At 62.5% G+C, this 25,415-nt stretch carries 20 protein-coding genes; 10 read left to right on the plus strand and 10 right to left on the minus strand.

The window, feature by feature from the left end; genetic code table 11:
* Positions 1 to 5 precede the first annotated feature (5 nt).
* The gene (gene betI, locus KHO27_RS23905) at positions 6 to 662 is read right to left on the minus strand and encodes a transcriptional regulator BetI (RefSeq protein ID WP_046853878.1); all 657 of its coding nucleotides are present in this window, start codon (positions 660 to 662) and stop codon (positions 6 to 8) included.
* Positions 663 to 1,138: 476 nt separating this feature from the next.
* On the opposite strand from betI, the gene KHO27_RS23910 reads away from it, so the two are divergent.
* Complete coding sequence (locus KHO27_RS23910; RefSeq protein ID WP_110700327.1) at positions 1,139 to 3,142, plus strand: BCCT family transporter; 2,004 nt, start codon at positions 1,139 to 1,141, stop codon at positions 3,140 to 3,142.
* Positions 3,143 to 3,275: 133 nt separating this feature from the next.
* A complete protein-coding gene (locus tag KHO27_RS23915; RefSeq protein ID WP_214500885.1) occupies positions 3,276 to 7,928 on the plus strand; it encodes a dermonecrotic toxin domain-containing protein in 4,653 nt (1,550 codons plus the stop codon).
* Positions 7,929 to 7,963: 35 nt separating this feature from the next.
* On the opposite strand, the gene KHO27_RS23920 is transcribed toward KHO27_RS23915, so the two are convergent.
* The 4 genes from KHO27_RS23920 to gpmI form a co-directional block, all read right to left on the minus strand.
* On the minus strand, positions 7,964 to 8,731 hold the full coding sequence (locus KHO27_RS23920; RefSeq protein ID WP_214500886.1) for a divergent polysaccharide deacetylase family protein: 768 nt from the start codon (positions 8,729 to 8,731) through the stop codon (positions 7,964 to 7,966).
* Positions 8,732 to 8,739: 8 nt separating this feature from the next.
* Complete coding sequence (locus KHO27_RS23925) at positions 8,740 to 10,068, minus strand: S41 family peptidase (RefSeq protein ID WP_102681755.1); 1,329 nt, start codon at positions 10,066 to 10,068, stop codon at positions 8,740 to 8,742.
* Between the two features lie 87 nt (positions 10,069 to 10,155).
* On the minus strand, positions 10,156 to 11,457 hold the full coding sequence (locus KHO27_RS23930; RefSeq protein WP_214500887.1) for a murein hydrolase activator EnvC family protein: 1,302 nt from the start codon (positions 11,455 to 11,457) through the stop codon (positions 10,156 to 10,158).
* Between the two features lie 141 nt (positions 11,458 to 11,598).
* Positions 11,599 to 13,134 carry a 2,3-bisphosphoglycerate-independent phosphoglycerate mutase gene (gpmI, locus tag KHO27_RS23935; RefSeq protein WP_111532531.1) on the minus strand — a complete coding sequence of 512 codons (1,536 nt, stop codon included), beginning with the start codon at positions 13,132 to 13,134 and terminating at the stop codon, positions 11,599 to 11,601.
* A 206-nt stretch (positions 13,135 to 13,340) separates the two neighbouring features.
* Here gpmI and KHO27_RS23940 point away from each other — a divergent pair, with 206 nt between their 5' ends.
* Genes KHO27_RS23940 through secB form a run of 3 tightly spaced genes read left to right on the plus strand, consistent with a single transcriptional unit; the run spans position 13,341 to position 14,535 of the window.
* Positions 13,341 to 13,754: a rhodanese-like domain-containing protein gene (locus tag KHO27_RS23940; protein ID WP_023628822.1), complete on the plus strand. Its 414-nt coding sequence runs from the start codon at positions 13,341 to 13,343 to the stop codon at positions 13,752 to 13,754.
* Between the two features lies 1 nt (position 13,755).
* The gene (gene grxC / locus KHO27_RS23945) at positions 13,756 to 14,010 is read left to right on the plus strand and encodes a glutaredoxin 3 (RefSeq protein WP_003249204.1); all 255 of its coding nucleotides are present in this window, start codon (positions 13,756 to 13,758) and stop codon (positions 14,008 to 14,010) included.
* Between the two features lie 39 nt (positions 14,011 to 14,049).
* Positions 14,050 to 14,535: a protein-export chaperone SecB gene (secB, locus tag KHO27_RS23950; protein WP_023628821.1), complete on the plus strand. Its 486-nt coding sequence runs from the start codon at positions 14,050 to 14,052 to the stop codon at positions 14,533 to 14,535.
* Positions 14,536 to 14,619: 84 nt separating this feature from the next.
* On the opposite strand, the gene trmL is transcribed toward secB, so the two are convergent.
* A complete protein-coding gene (gene trmL, locus KHO27_RS23955) occupies positions 14,620 to 15,081 on the minus strand; it encodes a tRNA (uridine(34)/cytosine(34)/5-carboxymethylaminomethyluridine(34)-2'-O)-methyltransferase TrmL (RefSeq protein WP_110700337.1) in 462 nt (153 codons plus the stop codon).
* Here trmL and KHO27_RS23960 point away from each other — a divergent pair.
* Together KHO27_RS23960 and KHO27_RS23965 are read left to right on the plus strand one after the other, a co-directional pair.
* Positions 15,080 to 15,517 carry a hypothetical protein gene (locus KHO27_RS23960; protein WP_214500888.1) on the plus strand — a complete coding sequence of 146 codons (438 nt, stop codon included), beginning with the start codon at positions 15,080 to 15,082 and terminating at the stop codon, positions 15,515 to 15,517. The two genes, trmL and KHO27_RS23960, sit on opposite strands and share 2 nt — an antisense overlap.
* Before the next feature lie 266 nt (positions 15,518 to 15,783).
* Positions 15,784 to 16,602: an RHS repeat-associated core domain-containing protein gene (locus KHO27_RS23965; RefSeq protein WP_250888393.1), complete on the plus strand. Its 819-nt coding sequence runs from the start codon at positions 15,784 to 15,786 to the stop codon at positions 16,600 to 16,602.
* A 124-nt stretch (positions 16,603 to 16,726) separates the two neighbouring features.
* On the opposite strand, the gene ntrC is transcribed toward KHO27_RS23965, so the two are convergent.
* The 4 genes from ntrC to glnA form a co-directional block, all read right to left on the minus strand.
* Complete coding sequence (gene ntrC, locus KHO27_RS23970; protein ID WP_214500890.1) at positions 16,727 to 18,163, minus strand: nitrogen regulation protein NR(I); 1,437 nt, start codon at positions 18,161 to 18,163, stop codon at positions 16,727 to 16,729.
* Positions 18,160 to 19,245 carry a nitrogen regulation protein NR(II) gene (gene glnL / locus KHO27_RS23975; protein WP_046853886.1) on the minus strand — a complete coding sequence of 362 codons (1,086 nt, stop codon included), beginning with the start codon at positions 19,243 to 19,245 and terminating at the stop codon, positions 18,160 to 18,162. The genes ntrC and glnL overlap by 4 nt, the downstream gene beginning before the upstream one ends.
* A 255-nt stretch (positions 19,246 to 19,500) precedes the next feature.
* Entirely contained in the window at positions 19,501 to 20,043 is a 543-nt protein-coding gene (gene aroQ, locus KHO27_RS23980) for a gamma subclass chorismate mutase AroQ (protein WP_110700346.1), read from the minus strand.
* 146 nt (positions 20,044 to 20,189) lie between these two features.
* Complete coding sequence (gene glnA, locus KHO27_RS23985) at positions 20,190 to 21,596, minus strand: type I glutamate--ammonia ligase (RefSeq protein WP_023628815.1); 1,407 nt, start codon at positions 21,594 to 21,596, stop codon at positions 20,190 to 20,192.
* A 110-nt stretch (positions 21,597 to 21,706) separates the two neighbouring features.
* On the opposite strand from glnA, the gene KHO27_RS23990 reads away from it, so the two are divergent.
* The 3 genes from KHO27_RS23990 (at position 21,707) to typA (ending at position 25,375) form a co-directional block, all read left to right on the plus strand.
* The gene (locus KHO27_RS23990) at positions 21,707 to 21,874 is read left to right on the plus strand and encodes a hypothetical protein (RefSeq protein ID WP_214500891.1); all 168 of its coding nucleotides are present in this window, start codon (positions 21,707 to 21,709) and stop codon (positions 21,872 to 21,874) included.
* 98 nt (positions 21,875 to 21,972) lie between these two features.
* Entirely contained in the window at positions 21,973 to 23,427 is a 1,455-nt protein-coding gene (thiI, locus tag KHO27_RS23995; RefSeq protein ID WP_214500892.1) for a tRNA uracil 4-sulfurtransferase ThiI, read from the plus strand.
* Between the two features lie 127 nt (positions 23,428 to 23,554).
* Positions 23,555 to 25,375 carry a translational GTPase TypA gene (typA, locus tag KHO27_RS24000; RefSeq protein ID WP_046853888.1) on the plus strand — a complete coding sequence of 607 codons (1,821 nt, stop codon included), beginning with the start codon at positions 23,555 to 23,557 and terminating at the stop codon, positions 25,373 to 25,375.
* The last annotated feature ends 40 nt before the right edge of the window (positions 25,376 to 25,415 follow it).

A 25,415-nucleotide genomic window follows, 5' to 3' on the forward strand; every position in this document is an offset into this window, starting at 1 on the left:
CCGCGTCACGCTCCCGCCGGTTGGCTGGTCGCTGCGCGCGGCTGTTCAGCGGCCTGGTCGGTTGTGCCCAGGGTCTGCTGCTTAGCCAGTTGTAGATCCATGTATTCGTAAGCGATGCGTATTGCCTGCTCGGTGTCGAATGCGTCACCCGACAGGGCACCACGCAGCCAAAGGCCGTCGATCAACGCTGCCAGGCCGCGGGCAGCCTTGCGCGCATGGTAGAGCGGCAGGACGCGGCGGAACTGGCAGCACAGGTTGGAATACAGGCGGTGGTCGTTGATCCGCTGCAACCTGTGCAAAGACGGCTGGTGCATGCTGGAGGCCCAGAAGGCCAGCCAGGTTTTCATTGCCGGGCCATTCACCTGGCTCGCATCGAAGTTGCCTTCGATGATCACCTTCAGGTGGGCACGCGGGCTGTCGTCCGTGAGTGCCTGACGACGCGCGATCACACCCTCGTTGAGCATGTTCATGATGTAGCGCATCGTCGCTGCGATCAGGCCGTTCTTGTCCTGAAAGTAGTGACTGATGATGCCGTTCGACACGCCGGCCAAACGGGCAATCAGCGCAATGCTGGCATCTCCCAGTCCGACCTGATCGACCGCCTGCAGTGTGGCTTCGATCAACTGCTGGCGGCGGATGGGTTGCATACCGACCTTGGGCATCTTGCTATCTCCTCAGGCCTGCGGGCAGACGACAAGCGGCTGCCTCGGCGAAGGCCAGTCTATTTTGTTTTGATTGAACGTTCAATCAATAAAGAATAAGCTCTGCGACAATTTGTGCCATTGACAGTTTTCGGACGGTCACGGAAGCACGAATCGACACCCCAGGAAATCGTGTAACCCCCGGAATACAAGGCGTTGACGGGCATGGGCGATGCGAAAGACAGATTTTGCCGAGCAGTCACAGGCTGCGCGGCCGGCCCTTGGAGCGGGCAGGTGTCTGTGGCGAATGCGCGCACCTCCTTATGGAGGGCAGGGTTTTCCACAGCCGACCGGTCTGATTTTTTTGCAACGTTCCTATTCGGGATCACGGTTTCCAGGGTGCTTTTATAACACCTGTCGCAGTAGGGCTATTGCACCAATTGCGTGGGAAATAACTGTTTAGCCTCCACTGCCGCACTGCCCGGAGCATTCGTGCAATGAGTTCTGCCTCCCTGACAAAGCCCCCCGCCGAGCGGGTACGGGTCAATCGCGTGGTGTTCTACACCTCGGCGCTGATGATCCTCGTTCTGACTGCCTTGCTGATCGCTGTACCCGAAGCCGCCGGCCAGGTGCTGGGCGTCGCCCAGAAATGGCTGACCCGCACTTTTGGCTGGTACTACATGCTGGTCATCTGTGGCTACCTGCTGTTCGTCGTCTACCTGGCCTTCTCCGACTTCGGCAAGCTCAAGCTGGGCGGCAAGGACGACACCCCCGACTTCAGCTACGGCGCCTGGGCCGGCATGCTGTTCTCCTCCGGTATCGGTATCTCGCTGCTGTACTTCGGCGCTTCCGAGCCGCTGGACCATTACTTCAACCCACCGCAAGGTACGCCTGCCAGCCTCGAGGCCGCGCGCCAGGGCCTGCAGCTGACCTTCCTGCACTGGGGCCTGCACGGCTGGGCGATCTACGCCCTGGTGGGCCTTGCCGTCGGCTACTTCGCCTACCGCCACAACCAGCCGCTGGCACTGCGCTCGGCGCTGTACCCGCTGGTCGGTGAGCGTTGGGTCAAGGGCGGCGCCGGCCATGCCGTGGACATCTTCGGTATGTTCGTCACCCTGCTGGGCCTGGTGACCAACCTGGGTATCGGCTCGATGCAGGTGGCCTCGGGTCTGGAATACCTGTTTGGCATGGACCACAGCAAGACCAACCTGCTGGTGGTGATCCTGGTCATGGCCGGTGTGGCCACCGTGGCCGCGGTGTCCGGCGTGGAGAACGGCATCCGCCGCCTGTCCAACCTGAACATCCTGCTGTTCAGCGGCCTGTTGATCTTCGTGCTGCTGGCCGGCAACACCCTGCACCTGCTCAACGGCTTCGTGCAGAACGTCGGTGACTACCTCAACGGCGTCGTCCTGAAGACCTTCGACCTCTATGTCTATGAAGGCGACAACGACAAGTCCGAGCGCTGGCTGGGCCTGTGGACCGTGTTCTACTGGGCCTGGTGGATCTCCTGGGGCCCGTTCGTCGGCATGTTCATCGCCCGTATCTCCAAGGGCCGTACCGTGCGCCAGCTGGTCAGCGGCGTGCTGCTGATCCCGTTGGGCTTCACCCTGGCCTGGCTGTCGATCTTCGGCAACACTGCGCTGGACCTGGTGATCAACCAGGGCGCCGTGGAGCTGGGCAAGACCGCGCTCGAACAGCCGTCTATGTCGATCTACCAGCTGCTGGAATTCTTCCCGGCGGCCAAGATCGTCATCGGTGTGGCGGTGTTTGTTGGCTTCGTGCTGTTCCTCACTCCGGCCGACTCCGGCGCGGTGATGATGGCCAACCTGTCGTGCAAAGGCGGCAAGGTCGACGAAGACGCCCCGCACTGGATGGTGGTGTTCTGGTCGGTGGTCATCACCCTGGTCACCATCGGCCTGCTGTTCGCCGGTAACTTCGAAGCCATGCAGACCATGGTGGTACTGGCCGGCCTGCCGTTCTCGGTGGTCCTGGTGCTGTTCATGTTCGGCCTGATGAAGGCCATGAAGCAGGACGTCGCGGTCGAGAGCGAGCGCGCCGAACTGGCCGCCCGTGGCCGTCGCGGTTTCAGCGAGCGTCTCAGCCAGCTGGACCTGCAGCCGACCCAGGCCGTGGTGCAGCGGTTCATGGACAAGCAGGTCAGTCCGGCGCTGAAAGAGGCCGCCGAGCAGCTGCGTACCCTGGGCTTCGAGGTCGAGACCCGTGTTGGCCAGTCGCGCAACATGATGGGCCTGCGGGTGATGATGGAAGAGGGCAACCCGTTCGTCTACGAAGCCAGCCTGGATGGCTACCTCGCCGCGCCGAGCGAGGCGCCGGTCGAGGGCGAGCCGGAAGTGCAGCAGCGCTTCTACCGTGCCGAGGTGTATCTGCACGACGGCAGTCAGGAGTACGACCTGATGGGCTTCACCCGCGAGCAGATCGTGCGTGACGTGCTGGATCAGTTCGAAAGCCATCGCCAGCTGCTGGGGCGTGTGTACAGCTGATCACGGCTGAAGTGACCAAGGGGCCCGGCGCGCAAGCGTCGGGCCCCTTGTCGTTCTGGGGTGCAATATGTAGTGCCAGCAGTGTGCGGCTGCGCGGGCATGGTGGCGGCTCATCAACGAGCAGGCCTTTGCCATGACCCAATCCTCCACATCGATCTTCGACTTCAAGGACGCCGTAGTCCGTCAATTCGCCGACCGTCCGACCTTGCGTCAGGTCGTCAGTGAGCAGCTGCTGCAAGTGCTGTTCAAGGAACTGCCCTGGCTGGCCTTCGTCGAACCCGCGTTGGTGTCCGCCGATCCGCTGATCCTGGACAGCCCCGATCCCGACACCGAGTACTGGACGACCGCAGCGCTGGTGGATGTCGTGATGCAGGCGATGCTCGATGGCGCGCCGCTGGATCTGGAGGCGATCGGTGAGCGACACCACAATCTTGGGTTGGCGGCGTCACACCGTTTCGCCGACTCGCACAGCGAATGGGACACGCGTCGCCTGACAGGTCTTACGCCAGCGCTCAACGAGCTGCTGCCGCAGCTTGCCGAATGCTTTTGCCAAGCCCAGGTGAACTACTGGAACGGGGTTAGTAGTTCCGGAAGGAGCCGTGATAGCTGGTTGCAATTGCTGTTGAAGATGGCGCTGCTGCGCAACCTGCCTCTGCAGAGGCTGGATGATCAGCAGCAGGCCTGTGTCCGTAGCTTGATCCGCGGTGGCGACGAGCAGCCAGCGGTGTTCGTCGTTCAGGCCAACCTGAGTGCCGATGCGCAGCAATTCGATCGGATACAGCCCGGCTTGCTGGTGACAGGCGAGTGGGATGAGCGGGAGGTTGTGCTCTGGTGCGAGCCGTCCGGCCAGGTCCTGGCCTTCGAGTCGTTGTGTGATTTTGCCCGGTCGTTGCGTGACGAGCTTGCGCTGCGCTATCGGTTCACTGCCATGAGCTGGGATCGTCACGAACTCGAAGGCAACGCATTCGCGCAGCTGAGCGCCTTGCTGCTCGGGCACATGCTCGAACGCATCGGCCAATTGCGCTTGCACGGGTTGACCCTGGCGCGGATGGAGGGGCTGTTCGCGGAGCTGAGCGACCCTGCGCAGTGGTTCGTCGGTGGTTACTTCATCGTAGAGGACGGTTCACCCGCGATACCACCGGGCATCGACTTCGCCTCGGCGAGTGACAGCTTCGCCTATCAGTCGGGGTTGCTGGACCTGGCGCTGGACCATGCAAGTGTCGAGGGCGTCGCGGCGCTGGACGGGGTGCTCGACCTGCAGACCTACGCCAGCCGGAAGCTGCGAAAGCAGATGCTGGAGGACTATCCGGTGGAGGCCAACTATTTTCCTGATGAGCTGATACTGGAACTGCAGGTCGCCGAGGGCATGCCCGGTGGCGCAGGTGTCGGCAGCGGCGGTGGCGAGCCGCTGGCGGCGGCGGGCGAGAAGACCCTCACCGAGTTCGCCATCGGCAACCTCAGTGGCTTGGGGAATGCCTTCATCAAGCACATCAGGCACGTCAACGAGCAACTGGTCATGCCCTGGATGAATGCCGAGTACGTCAAGAACCTGGTAAGCAAGGTTGATATCGGCGGGTGTTACCCAGCATACGTAGCCGATGCCTTGGCTGACCCGGCAACCCGTTCCGATCGCACTCGTCGCTTTGCCCGGGAGTGGCGCCAGGCGCTACGTTTCAGTGCCTTGCAGGCGAAACTCGACCGCAAGCTTTCGCAGGCAGGCCTGCAGTGCATTGTCGACCTGTGCAACGGCCATGTCGACAAGCAGACAAACGCAAGTGGCTTGATGCCGCTGACTTTCAAGCGACAGTCGGCGTCAGGCCAGGATGATCTGGTCCGGGGCATGTTCGTGCTGTTCTCGACCGAGCCTGCGGTGGTGATGCTGTATCGCCCGCTCTACCCGAAGGATCCATTGCGGCAGTTCTCCTGCCTCGACGCAATGATGGCGGCCATTCGCGAATCATCCACCCTGCAGGAAAGCATTCTCGCCTGGATGGACGAGCGTGTTCGTCCGATCTATGCCAACGGCGGATTCACCGAGCCTCATATCACCTCCATCGGTATCGACCTGTACGCGTTACCTGACAAGCCTGGGCCGGCCCAGTTCGACGCGCATCAGTGGTTGAGCGCTGTGGATGAAAAGCTGTACACGGCGAATCGTGAGTTGCTGACTGTATTGGCCGAGGAGCAGAGCACCTCTGATAGGGAGAGTCGTTGGGCGATACTCAGCAAAGGCGCATGGTTGTTGTTCGACACCGCCACTGTGTTGCTCCGGGGGCCGGTCGCTTCGGCGGCCTGGCTGGTCCAGAGCGCCGCCAGCCTGCACGGGGACGGGCAAGCCCTTGAGCAAGGCAGTGCGTTCGAGCGGTCCGCGGCGACCGTTGATCTGGTCATGAGCCTGGGGATGGCAATGCTGCATGCCCGATTGCCGCAATCCGCGGTGGCGGGCCCGAACCGCCCGCCCAGACTTCCCTTGTTCGAGGGTACCCCTGCTCAGGACGGTGGTTACGCGGCTGCCAGGGTCGAACCTACCCAGGGGAAGGTGGGCTCGCCAGGTGCCTTGTCGCAGGTAGATGGCTTATTGCTCGACTTGGCGTGGCGTGGCAACCAGGGCTTCAACTGGCTGGCGCCGGGGCAGCGCGAGGTCCTGATGGCAATGCGCTCGAGCGTCGTGCTGGAGGGACTGCAACCTTCGCAAGCAGGATTGTTCGAGGTTGATGGAGGGCACTATGTCTCGATGCTTGGCGAGGCCTTTGCCGTGAGCGTGACAGAGGACGGCGTCCGGGTAGTCGACACGGCGCACAAGAGCGGGCCATGGCTGGTCTTCGAGCAAGGCGCCTGGCGAGTCGATGCAGGGCTACGCCTCCTTGGCGGCATGCCGAAGGCAAGTCTCGAGAAGCAGTTCATCAAGATGAGAAAGTCCTCCGATACCTTTACCAGCAATGCCGCGCGGGAGCTGGATGCGTTTGGTCGTTGCAGCCTTGAGGTGGTCACTATCCAAGGGCGCATCGAGCACCTCGAAAGACTTAAGGATGCAGAGGGGAGCAAGCGACTGGAGGCGGAAAACAACAAGGATGAGTCGTTTGATTGGCCTGCATCCGACAGGATCATGGGTTCATATGAACAACGTATCGCGACGCTCGATATGGAGCTGGACGCCAAGCGCCTGGAGGCGGTCGCCCAGACCGAGCGTATAGTGCGCCTGGATCGCGAGCACCGCGACATCCTGACCGCCATGCTCGAGCCCAAGTACGGCAGCTATCGAACACAAGGGCTCGGGCAGGCCATCCTGCAGCAACGAAGCATGCTGGTGGCCGGTCTGATCCGCAATAGCGATTTCATCCTGGGGGAGCTGCAGCATCTGGCGAACTTCCCGCGCATGAGCGAGCTGGCCGCGCAATTCGACGATGGCGTGGGGGGCCATGTGCGCAAGGAGTATCAGCAGTTTCGCGAGGAGCTGAAAACGGTCATCGGTATACAGGAGCGCATGCTTGTCGCCCAAGGTGTCCTGGACGAGTTGCTCGGCGAGGTAGCGGGCGATCTCGATATCGGACGGGTGGGCGCCCCGCGCACGGTCGACCAACTGATTGCCGGGCGCATGTTCACCACTGTAGACCTTCGCTTTCATCATGCCCTGAACCTGGCGGACCTGGCGCTGCACCTGGACGCGGGGCAACCTCAGTTGTTCAGATATCGGGAGGACCTGGCAGGCGACACGCTAAGAAGCGCCGCCACGGCCCATGGCGAGTCGCTGATGTCCAACCTGAACGTGGCCGACCGCATCAGCATCCTGCAGGAGGCGTGGGATGCCTATGCGGCCGCTATCATCAACGCGTTGCACCTCGAACGCACGGGGGGCGCCCTTGTCGAAACCGACATGCTTCAGCGCTACCGGGCTCATATGCAGTTGCTCAAGGATGATGCCGGACGCCGCTTGATCGACGCCCTTGCGGAGCAGGACGGTGTGGTGGGCGCTGCCGGTCGCTTGCCCTATCCAAAGGCAAGTTTGCCTCAGCGGGCCATTCGCAACCGGGATGGACTTTTGGTCATCGCCACCCGGATTCAGGGGGATAGCGCGCTAGAAGTGCTGGATCCGCTCAGCAAACGGTCGCTGCAAGTCTTCGATCTCAAGGATGGGCAATGGGTCCAGCGCGAGGATATCAACGAACCATCGTCCGAAGAGGGGGGCACGCCGGACGTCGAGGCCCTGGTACAAGCACTGCTCAAGGATGGCAACGACGTGCTGGCAATCGCCGAAGACTACGTGAGGGATGACGTCAACGGCGTGGTGCTGCAGCGGTTGCTGAACCGGCAGCTCGGCAAGCTGCAAGGAACGATCGCGGCACTGGCGGGGCAGGGGGTGAGTGCGCAGCGGATAGCCGCCTTGAGTGAGGCCGTGAGCGACTTTCAGGCTCACAAGGTACGGTTGATGATCGAACTGTACGGCAAGACCCGATACCCGACCGCGCATGGTCTGCGGTTTCTCCATGAACAGGGGCTGATCAAGGTGGATTATGTCAGGCGTGATACATCGGTCAGCACCAGCCCCTTCGATGAGTTCAGGATCACCCGCCTGAATGCTCCCGGAGAGACAAAGGGACGCAACCTGTGGGCCGCGCACTTCCATGTGGACTCGCAGTCCGCGCCGCTCGAGGCCTTCACCTATGGGCACCTGAAGGTCTGGAGCCAGCGCTTCCTGGGGCGACGGTACGAGGCCGTCAGCGGTGAGCGGGTCCACAGGGGGCGTCTGACGCCAACGGATGTGGAAGGCATCATTCCTTTGACCTGAATAACGGCTGGATTCGACCCCGGCTTGCCAGGCTTTCAGCGGCTGTCGTAGCGGCCTAGGCGGCCATGGGCGGGCATGGCCTGGTTGCCGCGCTCGGCGATTATCTGGTGCAGGCCGATCAACTCGATGCCCTGGGCCTTCAGTCGAGGGATCTCGCGAGCCAGCACCTCGAGCGTCTGCGGATAGGGGTGGCCGATCAGCACCGCCGAGCCTTGCTTGCGGGCCTGGGCGATGCCCAGCTGCAACTGTCCGTTGATCGCCTCTGTCGTTCTCACGTCATCGAGGAATACATCCCGCGAAACATGCGCCAGGCCGATGGCCTGCGCTTGGGCCGCGGCCACGGTGGCGGCGCTGGTGCGGCTGTCGACGAAGAACAGGTGGCGGCGCTGCAGCTCTTCCATCAGCCAGTGCATCGGTTCGCGCTGAGCGGTCATGCGGCTGCCCATGTGGTTGTTGATACCGGCGACGAAGGGCACCTTGGCCAAGGCGGCGTCCAGGCGTCGGGCCAGTTCGTCGACCGGCGTGCCGGGGTGCCAGGCGTAGGGGCCGGTGGCCGGGTCCATGGGCATGTGCAGGATCACCGTGCGTCCGGCCTTGTGGGCCTGGCGGGCGAAGTCGGTGGCATGCGGGGTGTCGGGCATGATCGCCATGGTCACAGGGCCGGGCAGGGCGAGGGTGCGGCTGTCGCGCTCGCTGCTTTGGCCGAGGTCGTCAATGATGATGCTCATGTAGGCCTTGCCGGCGGGCGCCGCGTGCGCGACGACGGCCAGCAGGCAGAACAGCAGGGACAGCAGATAACGCATGGGGGGCTTCAGTCACCCTTGGTGATGTTCAGACCTTTGAGCAGGCTGAGTGCCTGGCTGAGCTGGAAGTCGTTGTCCTGCGGGCGATCCTTGCGCTTGGCGCTGCCGGTCGGTCGGTCGGCGCCGCCATTGCCGTTGCCCAGGTGGCCTTGCAGGTCGGCTTCCTTGAAGTTGTCGTTGTCGGCTTCGGCGGTCAGCTTGGCCGGGCGCACTTCGATGTCCGGGACGATGCCCTGGGCCTGGATCGAACGGCCGTTGGGGGTGAAGTACAGCGCGGTGGTGAGTTTCAGCGCACGGTCGTTGGCCAGCGGCAGGACGGTCTGCACCGAGCCCTTGCCAAAGCTGTCGGTGCCCATCAGCACGGCGCGTTTCTGGTCCTGCAGGGCGCCAGCGACGATTTCCGAGGCCGAGGCGCTGCCACCGTTGATCAGCACCACCAGAGGTACGCCTTCGCTGGCATCGGCCGGGTCGGCGGAGTAGCGCAGCTCGGAGTTGGCGATGCGGCCCTTGGTGTAGACGATCAAGCCTTTGGTGAGGAAGTGGTCGGCCACTTCGACCGCCGACTGCAGCACGCCGCCGGGGTTGTTGCGCAGGTCGAGAACCACGCCGCGCAGCTTCTTGCCGTTGTCCTTGCGCAGCTTGGCCAGGGCCTTGCCCACCTCGTCGCCAGTCTTGACCTGGAACTGGGTGATGCGGATGTAGCCGTAGTCGTTCTCCAGCAGCTGGCTCTTGACGCTCTTGACCTGGATCACCGCACGGGCCAGCGTCACGTCGAACGGCGTGCCGCCGTCGCGCACCAGTGTGAGGGTGATTTTCTCGCCAATCTTGCCGCGCATCTTGTCCACGGCCTCGGTCATGGTCTGACCGCGGGTTGGCGCGCCATTGATCTTGACGATCAGGTCACCGGCCTCGATGCCGGCGCGGGAAGCCGGGGTGTCGTCGATGGGGGAGACCACCTTGACGAAGCCGTCCTCCATGCCGACCTCTATCCCAAGGCCGCCGAACTCGCCGCTGGTGCTTTCCTGCAGCTCCTGGAAGTCTTCGGGGCCAAGGTAGGCCGAGTGCGGGTCGAGGTTGCTGAGCATGCCTTTGATGGCGTTTTCCAGCAGGGTCTTGTCGTCGACCGGTTCCACATAAGCCGCCTTGATGCGGTCCATGACCTCGGCGAAGGTGCGCAGCTCCTCCAGCGGCAGCGGCGCCTTGGCGGTCACCTCGGTGGCCGGCACCGCGGCCTGCCTGGCCACTGGCTTGGCCGGTTCGGCGGCAATGGCCAAGGGCGCGCCGATGACCAGGGCGATGGTCAGGGCCAGCTGGGTGAGGCGAGGCGAGTGCAGCATGTCGAACGAACTCCTGATCCTGTTGGTGCTCCTGCTGGGAGCATCGGCGCCGCCGTTTCGTGGGCGGCGCCGTAAAAGTAGCATTATCTAGCCTCGGCACCATTGCGCGGGGTCGGTGGGCTGGCCCTGCTGGCGAATCGCGAAGTACAGGCCGGCGCTGTCCTGGCCGCCACTGTCGCCGACAGTGGAGATGGCTTCGCCGGCCTTGACGATGTCGCCGGCGCTCTTGAGCAGGCTCTGGTTGTGGCCGTACAGGCTCAGGTAGCCATTGCCATGGTCGAGAATGACCAGAAGTCCAGCGCCGCGCAACCAGTCGGCGAACACCACCCGCCCGCCATGCACGGCGCGCACCTGGGTGCCCGCACTGGCGCTGATCATCACCCCGTCCCACTTGGCCCGCGCATCACCGCCGCGGGTGTCACCGAAGCGTGCCAGCAATCGACCATTGACCGGCCATGGAAGTTTTCCCCGTGCCGAAGAAAATGCGCCGCCATAGCTGGCCGTGTCGCTGGAAACCACCGGGCCGAGGGTAGTCCGGGCCTTTTTCGGGGCTTCCTCGGGTTCCTGCTTGCGGGTCGCGGCGGCCAGGGCCTGCGCCTTGCGGCGCTGCTCTTCTTCCTGTTTGGCCAGCAGGGCCCGCTGGCGGGCCTCCTCGGCCTCGCGCGCCTGGCGGGCGAGGGTTTCCTCGATGGTCTTGAGCACCTTGCTCAGGTCGGCCTGGTCCTGCTCGCGGCTCTGCAGTTTCTGGTCGCGCTCCTTCATGTCGCTGCTGAGCTTGGCCAGCACCTGCTGGCGCTTGTCGCGTTCGGCGACGAGGGCCTGGCGCTGAGTGTCGAGCTCGGCACGTTGTGCCAGCAACTGTTGCTGGTGGCCGGCGATGTCCTGCTCGACGTTGGCCAACTGGCGCAAGGTCTCGTTGAAGGTGCGCAACTGGTCCATGCGCGCTTTGCTGAGATAGTCGTAATAGGTGAGGGTACGGGCGAATTTCTCGGGATTCTGCTGGTTCAGCAGCAGCTTGAGGTATTCCTCGCGACCATTGTTCTGGTACGCGGAACGGGCCTGGATGGCAATCAGGCGTTGCTGTTCAACGCGGGCGCTCTGGAGTTTTTTTTTCTCGTGGTCAAGGCGCTCCAGCTCGCCCTCGGTCTTTTTTAGTTCTTGCTGCAGTGCCTCCACCTGTTTTTCGAGGTTGCCGATATCGGTCTCGGTGGCCTTGAGGTCTTTCTGCACGCCGGACTTTTCCTCCTGGAGCTTGCCCAGCATCTTTTTCAGCTCGGCGATGTCCTGGCGGGTGGCGTCCAGCTGTTGTTGGGTCTGCGCGCGCTCATCGGCAGCGATGGCCGGGGCAAGCAGACATGACAGGGCGAGTAGGAACAGGGCGCGGAGCATGGGGTTGGGCGTACCAGGGATGGAGACTGGCCTAGTATGCCCGCGCAGGCGTGCAAAAAAAACGCCCAGCGGCGTGTGCGGCGGGGCGTTGGTCTGGAATTCAACTGTTTTGGGGGCCGCAAGGCAGCCCCACTACATCGATCAGGCGTCGATCAGGATCGAGGTGCCGGTCATCTCCACTGGTTTTTCCAGCCCCAGTAGCTCGAGCATGGTCGGCGCCACGTCCGCCAGCACGCCGCCGTTACGGACTTTCACGTGGCGCTTGCCGACGTAGATGAACGGCACCGGCTCGGTGGTGTGGGCGGTGTGCGCCTGGCCTGTGCATTCGTCTTCCATCTGCTCGACGTTGCCGTGGTCGGCGGTGATCAGGGCTTCGCCGCCGACCTTGTCCAGCGCCTCGACGATGCGGCCGACGCAGCCGTCCAGCGCCTCCACGGCCTTGACCGCGGCATCGAACACACCGGTGTGGCCGACCATGTCGCCGTTGGCGTAGTTGACTACGATCACGTCATAACGTTGCTGCTCGATGGCCTCGACGATACGGTCGGTGACCTCAGGGGCGCTCATTTCCGGCTGCAGGTCGTAGGTGGCGACCTTCGGCGACGGGATCAGGATGCGCTCTTCGCCTTCGAACGGCTCTTCGCGCCCGCCCGAGAAGAAGAACGTGACGTGGGCGTACTTCTCGGTTTCGGCGATGCGCAGCTGGGTCTTGCCATTCTTCGCCAGGTACTCGCCGAGCACGTTGTGCAGGCTGGCCGGGGCGAAAGCCGCGGGGGCCGGGATCTTCGCCGAGTACTGGGTCAGGCCGATGTAGGCCGCCAGCTTGGGTAGGCGCGCGCGCGGGAATTCATTGAAATCGGGCTCGACGAACACGCGGGACAGCTCGCGGGCGCGGTCGGCTCGGAAGTTCATGAAGATCACGGCGTCGCCGTCTTCGACCTCGACCGCCTCGCCAATGCGCGTGGCCTTGACGAACTCGTCGCTCTCGTCGCGGGCATAGGCGGCTTCAAGGCCGGCCACGGCGGTCGCTGCGGTGTATTCGGCGGCGCTGTCGACGATCAGGTTGTAGGCGGCGCTGACGCGGTCCCAGCGGTTGTCGCGGTCCATCGCGTAGTAGCGGCCGATCAGGCTGGCGATGCGGCCCTTGCCGAGCTTGGCGAAGGTGGCGTCGAGCAGTTCGATGGACGATTGCGCGCTGCGCGGCGGCGTGTCGCGGCCGTCAAGGAAGGCATGCAGGTAGATCTTCTCGGCACCACGCTGCGCGGCCAGTTCGGCCATGGCGATCAGGTGGTCCTGGTGGCTGTGCACGCCGCCGTCGGAGAGCAGGCCGAGGATATGCACGGCCTTGCCGGCACTGGCGGCTTTTTCCACGGCACCGACGAGCACCGGGTTTTCGAAGAACTCGCCGTCACGGATGGCCTTGGTCACCCGGGTGAAGTCCTGGTACACCACGCGGCCGGCGCCGAGGTTCATGTGACCGACTTCCGAGTTGCCCATCTGCCCGTCGGGCAGACCCACGTCCATGCCGGAGCCGGAGATCAGACCGTGCGGCTGGGTGGCGCGCAGGCGGTCGTAGACCGGCGTGTTGGCAGCGAAGATGGCGTTGTATTCGGGGCTTTCGCTGTGACCGAAGCCATCCAGGATGATCAGGACCAGGGGTTTAGGCGTACTCGTCATCAATCAAACTCACGGTTGTTCAAAGATGATAAAGACACGCATTTTAGGGCAAATCCGCCAGCGACGGCGAATATTCCTCCCATTGCCCGACCAGCGCGGTCAGGCATGCAGCATGAAGGCGCGTTTGCCGCCAGCCCGGTGGGCTTTGGCGGTCATGGGGGGCTGTGTATACTGGCCGCCATTTTCAATCGCCTGGAACACCCCTGATGGTTGCTCACCTGATTCAATTCGCGACAGATCACTTCATCCTGGTGGCCATTTTCGTCGTCCTGCTGGTCCTGCTGCTGGTCAATGAAGTCCGCCGTGGCGGCCAGAGCCTGAGCAACGGCCAATTGACCGCACTGGTCAACGCCGACAAGGCCGTGGTGATCGATATCCGCACTGCCAAGGAATATTCGGCCGGGCATATCGTCGGCGCGCTGAGCATGCCGCAGGACAAAGTGGCCGGCCGCATGACCGAGCTGGAAAAACACAAAGACAAGACCCTGATCGTCGTCGACGCGATGGGCCAGCAGTCCGGTACCCTGTGCCGCGAACTGCTCAAGGCTGGTTACACCGCCGCCAAGCTCAGCGGTGGCGTTTCCAGCTGGAAAGCCGATAACCTGCCCCTGGTGAAGTGATATGAAGCCCGTCATCGTCTATTCCAGCGACTACTGCCCCTACTGCATGCGCGCCAAGTACCTGCTCGAGAGCAAGGGCGTGGCGTTCGAGGAGATCAAGGTCGACGGCAAACCCCAGGTTCGCGCCGAAATGAGCCAGAAGGCCGGCCGTACCTCGGTGCCGCAGATCTGGATCGGCAGCACGCATGTCGGTGGATGCGATGACCTCTATGCCCTGGAGCGCGCGGGCAAGCTCGACGCGCTGCTGGCGGCCTGATTCGCACTGCATTCAAGAACATTAGGAAAAGGATCTGCCATGACTGACCAACAGAACAACGGCGCTGGTGCTGAAGAAACCGCACCACAATTCTCCCTGCAGCGCATCTACGTGCGCGATCTATCGTTCGAGGCTCCGAAAAGCCCGCAGATCTTCCGCCAGCAGTGGGAACCGAGCGTATCGCTGGACCTGAACACCCGCCAGAAAGCCCTGGAAGGCGACTTCCACGAAGTGGTGCTGACCCTGTCGGTGACCGTCAAGAACGGTGACGAAGTGGCCTTCATCGCCGAAGTGCAACAGGCCGGCATCTTCCTGATCGCCAACCTCGATGCCGCTTCGATGAGCCACACCCTCGGCGCGTTCTGCCCGAACATCCTGTTCCCGTACGCCCGCGAGACCCTGGACAGCCTGGTGACCCGTGGTTCGTTCCCGGCGCTGATGCTGTCGCCGGTCAACTTCGACGCCCTGTACGCGCAAGAGATGCAGCGCATGCAGGAAGCCGGTGAAGTGCCGACCGTGCAGTAATTTCTGCCGGTAAAGCAAAAGGCGACCTTCGTGGTCGCCTTTTTCATGTCTCTTGCTGGTGATAGGGCCCGAGCGGCAAGCGCATCAGCTTCCGGCAAACTCCTGCTGGCGCCACGCCTCGTACACCGTCACCGCCACGGTATTGGACAGGTTCAAGCTCCGGCACCCCGGCCGCATCGGCAGGCGCAGGCGTTGTTCGGCAGGCAGGCTGTCCAGCACCTCGGCCGGCAGGCCACGGCTTTCGGGCCCGAACAGGAAAGCGTCACCGGGCAGGTACTCGACCTCATGGAACGGGTGCGAGCCTTTGGTAGTGAACGCGAACAGTCGAGGCTGATTCAGGCTTTCCAGGCATTCGGCCAGGCTTTGGTGGCGCTGTAGCGTGGCATACTCGTGGTAGTCCAGCCCCGCGCGCCGCAGGCGCTTGTCGTCCAGCTCGAAGCTGATGGGCTCGATCAGGTGCAGGGCGCAGCCGCTGTTGGCGCACAGGCGGATGATGTTGCCGGTATTCGGCGGAATTTCTGGTTGAAAAAGGATGACGTGAAACATGCACGGCTCCAAGCGTGAAGATGACGAGCATTCTACCCCCGAACCCGACCCGCGTTCGAAGGCCTGGCCGCGGGTGCTGCTGTCGCTGGCGATCTTCGGCATGCTCGTGGGCCTGATGATCGGCCGGCTGACGGCGCCCGAGGAGCGGGTGCTGGAGCAGGTCGAGGTGGTGCAGGGCGGGCTGGACCTATGGTTCAACGAAGAGCCGCAACTGCATGGCGAGAATGTCGAGGGTACCGTGGCCGTGGTGTTCCAGGCCGAGGGCAAGGCCGCGCGGGGCCAGTTGATGTTGCAGGGCAAGCCGGTGGGCTGGCGTTTGCAGAAGAGCGAGGAAGGCTTGCTGTTGACGCTGGTCGCTGCGCGCCCCCTGCGCGGCGAATGGACCGGCGCGCAGGAGGTGGGGCGTTGGCGGGTGCAGGTCAGGCTGCACGAATAAAAGAGGGGATATCCCGGCCTGCCTGTACCGAGGTCCCCGAAACTGGAGGTACTCGATACAAAGCAGGGAGCGTGCCAGGTCTTGCAGGCCCTGAAATGCGGTGTTCCGGCCATTTTTCGAGGGTTTTGAAGGCTAATCTGCCTTGTGCTGGTGCATGCGGCACAGCAACGGTGCAGCTGGGACCTGATAGTTTTGCCAGTTTCGGCCACTGCCAGCATTGGTTAACGTTCTGCTCATGAATCATGCTCCTGTGGGAGGGATTGTTCATGAGCCTGCACTTGCCGATGCTCGATCACCAGCGATCATCTTTCGGGGGGAGTTCCTACTCCAGGGCGTATACGCCATACGGTGCCGCTGCATTTGCAGAAGGCCCGACTGTCGGCTTCTGCGGGCAGCTCTGCGAAAGACCTATGGGCACCTATCAACTGGGCAACGGCTACCGTTGCTATTCGCCAACCGCATTGCGCTTCCTGTCACCGGATCGCCACAGCCCATTCGGCAGAGGGGGGCTCAACGCATATGGCTATTGTGCTGGTGACCCAGTCAATCGGAGTGATCCTGGTGGGCGCTGGTGGGCATTGGTGAGAGATGCCGTCTTTTCGGGCCTCGTCTTTCAGGATGGGGCAAGGGATCTGCACAAAAGCCTCCTGAGCAGGGTAGAGGTGCAGGCGAAAAAGGTGCATTCGACCGATCATCGTGTGCTGAACGAGGTGGCCCCTAGCCTGACACGGCTCACCGTCGATAGTGGTGAGGTCGCCTTGGGAGGGCTTGCGTTTGCCACCAATGCGCTTCAGTTGGCGGGTGTGGCGGTGAACCCTGTTGTGGGCAGTGTGGCGGCATGGGCGAGTTTTGTGCTCTGGGGAGCGAAGAAAGCTGCCCTGTTTCGTGAGGCAAGTCAGGCGCAGGATCCCTTGCACTATCTGAGGCTGAGTAGCGTGAAACAGGAACAGAAAATTCCTGCGTTGTTCGGGCAAGTGAAGGAGTCAATCAACGCCGGCACGGCCTCGGATCTGTCCGAGGTAGTAGTACAGCAGGCATACAATGACGTTCCTGAGGCCGGCGGTGAATTAAGGGGCATGCAGTAAGTCGATCTATTCCTGCTTCATGTCTGTTGCGCTCTATTGGCAGTTGAGTCGCCAATTGGTCTGAATCATGTGTGCCTACGAGAGGGCCATGTTTGGCCCTCCCAGGTTTGCAGCAGGTCGATGCTCAGTGCTCTTCCCCCTCATCATCATCCCCCCCATCTACCTTCATCCCCAGCTCCTTGATCTTGCGCGTCAAGGTGTTGCGCCCCCACCCCAGCAACAATGCCGCATCACGACGACGCCCGGCGGTGTGCTTGAGCGCGGTTTCGATCATGATCCGCTCGAAACTGGGCACGGCGCTGTCCAGCAGGTTGGTCTGGCCGCGGGCAAGGGCCTGGTCGGCCCACTGACGCAAGGCCTGCTCCCAGTTGGTCACCGGCGCGGCGTCCTGGGGCAGGTTGAGCAGCTCTGGCGGCAGGTCGCCGACCAGCACTTCGCGGCTGGAAGCCATCACGGTGATCCAGCGGCAGGTGTTCTCCAGCTGGCGTACATTGCCCGGCCAGGGCAGGTTGCGGATGAACGCTTCGGTCTCGGGCTTGAGCAGCTTGGGCTCCACCGCCAACTCCTGAGCGGCGCGGCCGAGGAAATGGCGGGCCAGCGCCGGGATGTCCTCGCGCCGGTCGGCCAGGCGCGGGATATGGATGCGGATCACGTTGAGGCGGTGGAACAGGTCCTCACGAAACTTGCCGGCCTGTACCAGGGACTCGAGGTTCTGGTGGGTGGCGGCGATGATGCGCACATCCACCTTCACCGGCACATGGCCGCCGACCCGGTAGAACTCGCCGTCGGCCAGCACTCGCAGCAGGCGGGTCTGGGTATCGGCGGGCATGTCGCCGATCTCGTCGAGGAACAGAGTGCCGCCGTCGGCCTGCTCGAAACGCCCGCGACGCAGGTTGGCGGCGCCGGTGAAGGCGCCCTTTTCATGGCCGAACAGTTCGGACTCCATCAGGTCCTTGGGGATCGCCGCCATGTTCAGGGCAATGAACGGCGATGCCGCACGCGGGCTGTGGCGGTGCAGGGCATGGGCCACCAGCTCTTTGCCGGTACCCGACTCACCATTGATCAGCACGGTGATGTTGGAGTGGCTGAGGCGGCCGATGGCGCGGAACACCTCCTGCATCGCCGGTGCCTCGCCGATGATCTCCGGGGTGCGGGCCAGCGCCTGAGGCACTTCCAGGGCCTGTTGCTCCTGGGCGTGCTGGTTGGCGCGTTTGACCAGCGACACTGCTTCGTCGACATCGAACGGCTTGGGCAGGTACTCGAAGGCACCACCCTGGTACGACGCCACGGCGCTGTCCAGGTCGGAGTGGGCGGTCATGATGATCACCGGCAGCCCAGGGTGCTGGTCGCGGATCTGGGCGAGCAGGTCGAGACCGCTGGCGCCGGGCATGCGGATATCCGAGATGATCACGTCCGGTTGCTGGCGGGCCAGGCGGCCCATGACACCATCGGCGCTGTCGAAGCTCTGGGTGGTCATGCCTTCCTGCTGCAGGGCCTTTTCCAAGACCCAGCGGATGGAACGATCATCATCGACGATCCAGACGGTTTCACTTCGGCTCATGGGGCGGTGGCTCCTTGTTCCAGGGGCAGGTAGATCGAGAAGGTGGTGTGGCCGGCGTGGCTTTCACATTCGATCAGGCCCTGGTGCTGGCTGATGATGTTCTGGGTAATGGCCAGGCCCAGCCCGGTACCGTCCGGGCGGCCGCTGACCATGGGATAGAAGAGCGTGTCCTGCAGTTCCGCGGGGATGCCTGGGCCGTTGTCGATGATCTCGATCCGCGCCACCAGGCGGTGGCGCACATGGCCGATGGTGAACTGGCGCACGGCGCGACTGCGCAGGGTGATACGGCCCAGGCGCAGTTCGTTCTGCCCGGCGATGGCCTGCATGGCGTTGCGCACGATATTGAGCACGGCCTGGATCATCTGCTCGCGGTCGATCAGCACGTCCGGCAGGCTCGGGTCGTAGTCGCGCACCAGTGTGATGCCGCCCTGGCTCTCCGCCTCGACCAGGCTGCATACCCGTTCGAGCACTTCGTGGATATTGGTCATGGACAACGACGGCAGCTTGTTCGAGCCAAGCATGCGGTCGACCAGGTTGCGCAGGCGGTCGGCCTCTTCAATGATCACATTGGTGTAATCGCGCAGGCCATCCTCGGGCAGCTCGCGGGCCAGCAGTTGCGCCGCGCCGCGAATGCCGCCGAGGGGGTTCTTGATCTCGTGGGCAAGGCCGCGCACCAGCATCTTGGTGGTCTCCTGCTTGCTCAGCTGGGCCTCCTCCTTGGTGATGCGCAGCAGGCGGTCACGCGGGTGCACTTCCAGCAGCAGCAGGGTCTGGCCTTGGTGCAGGATGGGCGTGACGGCGTAGTCGACGGTGATGCTCTGGCCGGTCAGCGAGGTCAGCTGGGCTTCGCGCTTGGTGAACGGGTGCGCCTGTTCCACCGCCTGGCGCAGCGAGTTGAGTGCCTCGGCCGATTCGGTGAACAGCTCGCTGATGAACTGGCCATGGCTGCGCTGGCCACTGACAGCCAGGAGCATTTCCGCGGCTGGATTCATGTACTCCAGGCGCAGTTCGGCATTGAGCAGGAGCGTGGCCGTGGTCAGGTTGTCCAGAAGCAGACGGTGCTGTGCATCGCTGATGGTCATAAGGCGTCGGTGACCTCTGTTGGCACTCTTTTGGCGCCCCGGCCAGACCTGGGGCGCGCACGGATGACGTGCAGGATGCAATGAAAATGCAAGAACCAAACCAAGGCTCCGAAAAGAAGCGGGATTTCCGGATAAAGTCGCGTGTGCGCGCAAATTCGGCACACAAAGTCTTGGTTAAACGATTCTTGCGACCCAAACTGGGCTGCATGTCGAGGCGCTCGGCCTAGCTATGCACCAATATGGAGCATAGGGTGGTCAGGCGTTTTTGCACAGTTGGCCGGTGGCGCGGATCAGTGCGAGGTGTCGCGTGGCTTCGTGGGTGCGGCGCTGCAGTGCGTCGGCCAGGTAACCGGGGCATTTGATCGTGGCCCCCTGGTCGAACCGGGCAAGGGCCACGAGCAGTTGCGCCTGAAGGCGGTCTAATGTGGGGCGCACATCTTGGCCAAGATCACGTCGAGGCAGGTCGGGTGCTCGCCGTTCCCGGTGCCAGCTGTCAAGCAGGTAGTACTGGAGCAGTTTGCTGGCCTCGATCTGGTCTGCGAAGAATGCTTCGGCGCGTGCGGGGTCCAGTTGGTAGGCGGTTGCGGCCTGGCGTGCACTAGCCAGAACCAGTTGCTCGCGTTCCACGGCCTGCACAGGTTGCCCTCGGTCCCATTTGTGCAGGGCGACTGCTTCGGCAAGGTCAAGGCGGCGCTCGATGGCGTCGAGCAAGGTGTCGAGGTCCGAAGTGGGCGGCGGCGCGGCGCTGCAACCAGACAGTGCAAGGCAGCAAGTGAAGGCGAGGTGGGTGGTACGCATGGCGATCTCCTGGATGGGTGGAGAGTCGAGTGTCGCAGTGCTGCCAAATACGGCTGTAGGCCTAGTCCGATGATGCCGATGCAAAAATGGAAACGGCCTCCTGAAGGAGGCCGTCCTGATGTTACCGACGCGAGGCGCGGATCAGATCAGCAGCTGTAGTACAGCTCGTATTCCAGCGGGTGCACGAAGGTGCGGACCTTGATCTCTTCTTCGCTCTTCAGCTCGATGAAGGCATCGATGAAGTCGTCGGAGAACACGCCGCCCTTGGTCAGGAACGCACGGCCTTTGTCCAGCTCTTCCAGGGCTTCCTTCAGGCTGCCACAGACTTGCGGGATTTCCTTGGCCTCTTCAGGCGGCAGGTCGTACAGGTTCTTGTCGGCGGCATCGCCTGGGTGGATCTTGTTCTGGATACCGTCCAGGCCTGCCATCAGCAGGGCCGCGAAGGCCAGGTACGGGTTGGCCGACGGGTCCGGGAAGCGTGCTTCGATACGGCGGGCTTTCGGGCTGCCGACGTAAGGAATACGGATCGAGGCGGAACGGTTGCGCGCCGAGTAGGCCAGCATTACCGGGGCTTCGAAACCTGGGACCAGACGCTTGTAGGAGTTGGTCGACGGGTTGGTGAAGCCGTTCAGGGCCTTGCCGTGCTTGATGATGCCGCCGATGAAGTACAGGGCGGTATCGGACAGGCCGGCATAGCCTTCGCCGGAGAAGGTGTTCTTGCCGTCTTTCCAGATCGACATGTGCACGTGCATGCCCGAGCCGTTGTCGCCGTACAGAGGCTTGGGCATGAAGGTGGCGGTACGGCCATAGGCGTCGGCAACGTTGTGCACGACGTATTTCAGGGCCTGTACTTCGTCAGCTTTCTTCACCAGGGTGTTGAACTTGACGCCGATTTCGTTCTGGCCGGCAGTCGCCACTTCGTGGTGGTGAACTTCGACGGTCTGGCCCATTTCTTCCAGGGCGTTGCACATGGCGGTGCGGATTTCGTGGTCGTGGTCGAACGGCGGAACCGGGAAGTAGCCGCCTTTCACGCCCGGACGGTGGCCTTTGTTGCCGCCTTCCACGTCAGCGCCGGTCATCCACGAGCCTTGCTCGGAGAAGATCTTGAACATCGAGCCGGAGATGTCCGAGTGGAACTTCACTTCGTCGAAGATGAAGAACTCAGGCTCTGGGCCTGCGAACACGGTGTCACCGATGCCGGTGCTCTTCAGGTACTCTTCGGCGCGCTTGGCGATGCCGCGCGGGTCACGATCGTAGCCCTGCATGCTCGACGGGTCGACGATGTCGCAGGTGATGATCAGGGTCGGTTCTTCGGTGAACGGGTCCAGCACGGCGGTTTCGTCAACCGGCATCAGGATCATGTCGGAGGCTTCGATGCCTTTCCAGCCAGCGATGGAGGAGCCGTCGAACATCTTGCCGACTTCGAAGAAGTCTTCGTCCAGGCCATCGCGCGCCGGCATGGTCACGTGATGCTGAATGCCCTTGGTGTCCGTGAAACGCAGATCAATCCACTTGACGTCATGATCTTTGATGAGTTGAACCGACTTCGACATATTGTCCTCCGGATGGTCTAGGGCGCAGTTGGCCGCTGCCCTGGAAATAAGGGTGTCGCTGGGCGCGGATAGTCGGCCAAGCTTACCTGCCTCACAAGGGAGCAAATTGCATGCCAGTGCCCGAAAATGGCCTGCACGCGATAAAAGGAGGCGGTGCTGGGCATTTGCTGGTGATCTGGATGGCTGCTGTGCACTCATGTGATGCGTTTTTTAACTTTGCCGCACCGTTATGGTGCGCTCTGTGCGTGCAGGGCTACATCGCGGGGCAGGCAACATAAATCCAACCTTCTGGACAAAAGTTGGTCAAAAGCTGAGCAATTTCCGCTATAATTCGCGCCCCTCATTTTCGGTAGGCCCTGGGCGCGCTGTTAAACCAATGAAACTTATCGTCAAAGTCTTCCCAGAAATCACCATCAAGAGCCGGCCGGTGCGCAAGCGCTTCATCCGCCAGCTCGCCAAGAACATCCGCAACGTGCTCAAGGACCTTGATCCCGAGCTCGCGGTTGATGGTGTCTGGGATAATCTCGAGGTGGTCACCCGCGTCGAGGACGAAAAGCTCCAGCGCGAAATGATCGAGCGCCTCACCTGCACGCCGGGTATCACCCACTTCCTGCAGGTCGAGGAGTATGCACTGGGCGATTTCGACGACATCGTCGCCAAGTGCAAGCACCACTTTGGCCACCTGCTGGCCGGCAAGCGCTTCTCGGTACGCTGCAAGCGCGGCGGCCACCACGATTTCACCTCGATGGACGTCGACCGCTACGTCGGCAGCCAACTGCGCCAGCAGTGCGGCGCCGCCGGCATCGACCTGAAGACCCCAGAAGTCGTGGTGCGCATGGAGATCCGCGACCAGCGCCTGTACGTGATTCACAATCAGCACAACGGCATTGGCGGCTACCCGCTGGGCGCACTGGAACAGACCCTGGTGCTGATGTCCGGTGGCTTCGACTCCACCGTCGCGGCCTACCAGATGATGCGCCGCGGACTGATGACCCATTTCTGCTTCTTCAACCTCGGTGGCCGTGCCCACGAGCTGGGCGTGATGGAAGTGGCTCACTACCTGTGGAAGAAGTACGGCAGCAGCCAGCGCGTACTGTTCATCAGCGTGCCGTTCGAGGAAGTGGTCGGCGAGATCCTCAACAAGGTCGACAACAGCTACATGGGCGTCACCCTCAAGCGCATGATGCTGCGCGGCGCCGCGCACATGGCCGACCGTCTGCAGATCGACGCGCTGGTCACCGGCGAGGCGATCTCCCAGGTGTCGAGCCAGACCTTGCCGAACCTGTCGATCATCGACTCGGCCACCGACAAGCTGGTGCTGCGCCCGCTGCTGGCCAGCCACAAGCAGGACATCATCGACCAGGCCACCGAGATCGGCACCGCCGACTTCGCCAAGCACATGCCCGAATATTGCGGCGTGATCTCGGTGAACCCGACTACCCATGCCAAGCGTCACCGCATGGAGCACGAAGAGAAGCAGTTCGACATGGCCGTGCTGGAGCGCGCCCTGGAGCGTGCCAAGTTCATCTCCATCGACCATGTGATCGACGAACTGGGCAAGGACATCGAAATCGAGGAAGTGGCCGACGCGCTGCCAGGCCAGATCGTCATCGACATTCGTCACCCCGACGCCCAGGAGGACGAACCTCTGGTGCTGGAAGGCATCGAAGTCCAGGCCATGCCGTTCTACGCCATCAACAGCAAGTTCAAGCACCTGGACCCCACGCGCCAGTACTTGCTGTATTGCGACAAGGGTGTGATGAGCCGTCTGCACGCACACCACCTGCTCAGTGAGGGACATGCCAATGTGCGTGTTTATCGTCCGACATAAGACGCCAGGGCTGTATGGCGGCAGCATCCGCCATCGCCCTCCCGACCACCGGGCCCGCTGAGCCGTAAACCGTACATATTGGCCGCCTACACTGGCGGCAACCGAATCCTCTGATCGAGATACAGTTGTGATCGAAAATCTGCGTAACATCGCCATCATCGCCCACGTTGACCATGGTAAAACCACCCTGGTCGACAAACTCCTGCGCCAGTCCGGCACCCTGGAGCGTAACGAGCTCAACGACGAGCGCGTCATGGACTCCAACGACCAGGAAAAAGAGCGCGGCATTACCATTCTGGCGAAAAACACCGCCATCAACTGGAACGGCTACCACATCAACATCGTCGACACCCCCGGTCACGCCGACTTCGGTGGCGAGGTTGAGCGTGTAATGTCGATGGTCGACTCCGTGCTGCTGCTGGTCGACGCCCAGGACGGCCCGATGCCGCAAACCCGCTTCGTGACCAAGAAGGCCTTCGAAGCTGGCCTCAAGCCAATCGTCGTGATCAACAAGGTCGACCGTCCGGGCGCGCGTCCTGACTGGGTTCTGGACCAGATCTTCGACCTGTTCGACAACCTCGGCGCCACCGACGAACAGCTGGACTTCAAAGTCGTCTACGCCTCGGCCCTGAACGGCATCGCCGGTCTGGACCACACCGCCATGGGCGAAGACATGACCGCCCTGTACCAGTCGATCGTCGACAACGTACCGGCGCCGGACGTTGACCGTGAAGGTTCGTTCCAGATGCAGATCTCGGCACTGGACTACAACAGCTTCCTCGGTGTTATCGGTGTTGGCCGTATCGCCCGTGGCCGCATCAAGCCGAACACCCCGGTTGTTGCCATCGATGTCGACGGCAAGAAGCGTAACGGCCGTATTCTGAAGCTGATGGGCCACCACGGCCTGCACCGCGTCGACGTCGAAGAAGCCCAGGCTGGCGACATCGTCTGCATCAGCGGTTTCGACGAGCTGTTCATCTCCGACACCCTGTGCGCCCCGGACGCGGTAGAAGCGATGAAGCCGCTGACCGTCGACGAGCCAACCGTCTCGATGACCTTCCAGGTCAACGACTCGCCGTTCTGCGGCAAGGAAGGCAAGTTCGTCACCAGCCGTAACATCAAGGACCGTCTGGACAAAGAGCTGCTGTACAACGTTGCCCTGCGCGTCCAGGAAACCGACTCCCCTGACAAGTTCAAGGTATCGGGCCGTGGTGAGCTGCACCTGTCCGTTCTGATCGAAACCATGCGCCGTGAAGGCTTCGAGATGGCCGTAGGCCGTCCTGAAGTGATCATCCGCGAAGTCGACGGCGTCAAGCAGGAGCCGTTCGAGAACGTCACCATCGACATCCCTGAAGAATCCCAGGGCAAGGTCATGGAAGAAATGGGTCTGCGTAAAGGCGACCTGACCAACATGGTGCCGGATGGCAAGGGCCGTGTTCGCCTGGAATACAACATTCCAGCCCGTGGTCTGATCGGTTTCCGTAACCAGTTCCTGACCCTGACCAACGGTGCAGGCATCCTGACCTCGATCTTCGATCGCTACGACACCATGAAGTCGGGCCAGATGTCCGGCCGTCTGAACGGCGTACTGGTTTCGGTCGAGACCGGCAAGGCACTGACCTACTCGCTGGAAACCCTGCAGGCGCGCGGCAAGCTGTTCGTCGAGCACGGCCAGGAGATCTACAACGGTCAGATCATCGGCCTGAACAGCCGCGACAACGACCTGGGCGTGAACCCGACCAAAGGCAAGAAGCTCGACAACATGCGTGCTTCGGGCAAGGACGAAGTCATCGCCCTGGTACCGCCGGTTCGCCACACCCTGGAACAGGCTCTGGAGTTCATCCAGGACGACGAGCTGTGCGAAGTCACGCCGAAGTCGATCCGTCTGCGCAAGAAGATCCTGGACGAAGGCGAGCGTACCCGCGCTGCCAAGAAAGCCAAGAACTGAGTTAGCTCAGGCTGAATGAAAACGCCCCCGGTCGAAAGGC

This window comes from Pseudomonas sp. RC3H12 (genome assembly GCF_018596375.1).
Lineage (GTDB): Bacteria > Pseudomonadota > Gammaproteobacteria > Pseudomonadales > Pseudomonadaceae > Aquipseudomonas.

Bases quoted from the DNA above. Each gene is read 5' to 3' on its own strand.
- thiI (WP_214500892.1), top strand. From the start codon at position 21,973: ATGAAACTTATCGTCAAAGTCTTCCCAGAAATCACCATCAAGAGCCGG.
- secB (WP_023628821.1), top strand. From the start codon at position 14,050: ATGACTGACCAACAGAACAACGGCGCTGGTGCTGAAGAAACCGCACCA.
- KHO27_RS23910 (WP_110700327.1), top strand. From the start codon at position 1,139: ATGAGTTCTGCCTCCCTGACAAAGCCCCCCGCCGAGCGGGTACGGGTC.
- KHO27_RS23990 (WP_214500891.1), top strand. From the start codon at position 21,707: ATGCCAGTGCCCGAAAATGGCCTGCACGCGATAAAAGGAGGCGGTGCT.
- KHO27_RS23920 (WP_214500886.1), bottom strand. From the start codon at position 8,731: ATGCGTTATCTGCTGTCCCTGCTGTTCTGCCTGCTGGCCGTCGTCGCG.
- grxC (WP_003249204.1), top strand. From the start codon at position 13,756: ATGAAGCCCGTCATCGTCTATTCCAGCGACTACTGCCCCTACTGCATG.
- betI (WP_046853878.1), bottom strand. From the start codon at position 662: ATGCCCAAGGTCGGTATGCAACCCATCCGCCGCCAGCAGTTGATCGAA.
- KHO27_RS23915 (WP_214500885.1), top strand. From the start codon at position 3,276: ATGACCCAATCCTCCACATCGATCTTCGACTTCAAGGACGCCGTAGTC.
- aroQ (WP_110700346.1), bottom strand. From the start codon at position 20,043: ATGCGTACCACCCACCTCGCCTTCACTTGCTGCCTTGCACTGTCTGGT.
- gpmI (WP_111532531.1), bottom strand. From the start codon at position 13,134: ATGACGAGTACGCCTAAACCCCTGGTCCTGATCATCCTGGATGGCTTC.
- KHO27_RS23925 (WP_102681755.1), bottom strand. From the start codon at position 10,068: ATGCTGCACTCGCCTCGCCTCACCCAGCTGGCCCTGACCATCGCCCTG.
- KHO27_RS23930 (WP_214500887.1), bottom strand. From the start codon at position 11,457: ATGCTCCGCGCCCTGTTCCTACTCGCCCTGTCATGTCTGCTTGCCCCG.
- trmL (WP_110700337.1), bottom strand. From the start codon at position 15,081: ATGTTTCACGTCATCCTTTTTCAACCAGAAATTCCGCCGAATACCGGC.
- glnL (WP_046853886.1), bottom strand. From the start codon at position 19,245: ATGACCATCAGCGATGCACAGCACCGTCTGCTTCTGGACAACCTGACC.
- KHO27_RS23940 (WP_023628822.1), top strand. From the start codon at position 13,341: ATGGTTGCTCACCTGATTCAATTCGCGACAGATCACTTCATCCTGGTG.
- glnA (WP_023628815.1), bottom strand. From the start codon at position 21,596: ATGTCGAAGTCGGTTCAACTCATCAAAGATCATGACGTCAAGTGGATT.
- KHO27_RS23965 (WP_250888393.1), top strand. From the start codon at position 15,784: ATGAGCCTGCACTTGCCGATGCTCGATCACCAGCGATCATCTTTCGGG.
- ntrC (WP_214500890.1), bottom strand. From the start codon at position 18,163: ATGAGCCGAAGTGAAACCGTCTGGATCGTCGATGATGATCGTTCCATC.
- KHO27_RS23960 (WP_214500888.1), top strand. From the start codon at position 15,080: ATGCACGGCTCCAAGCGTGAAGATGACGAGCATTCTACCCCCGAACCC.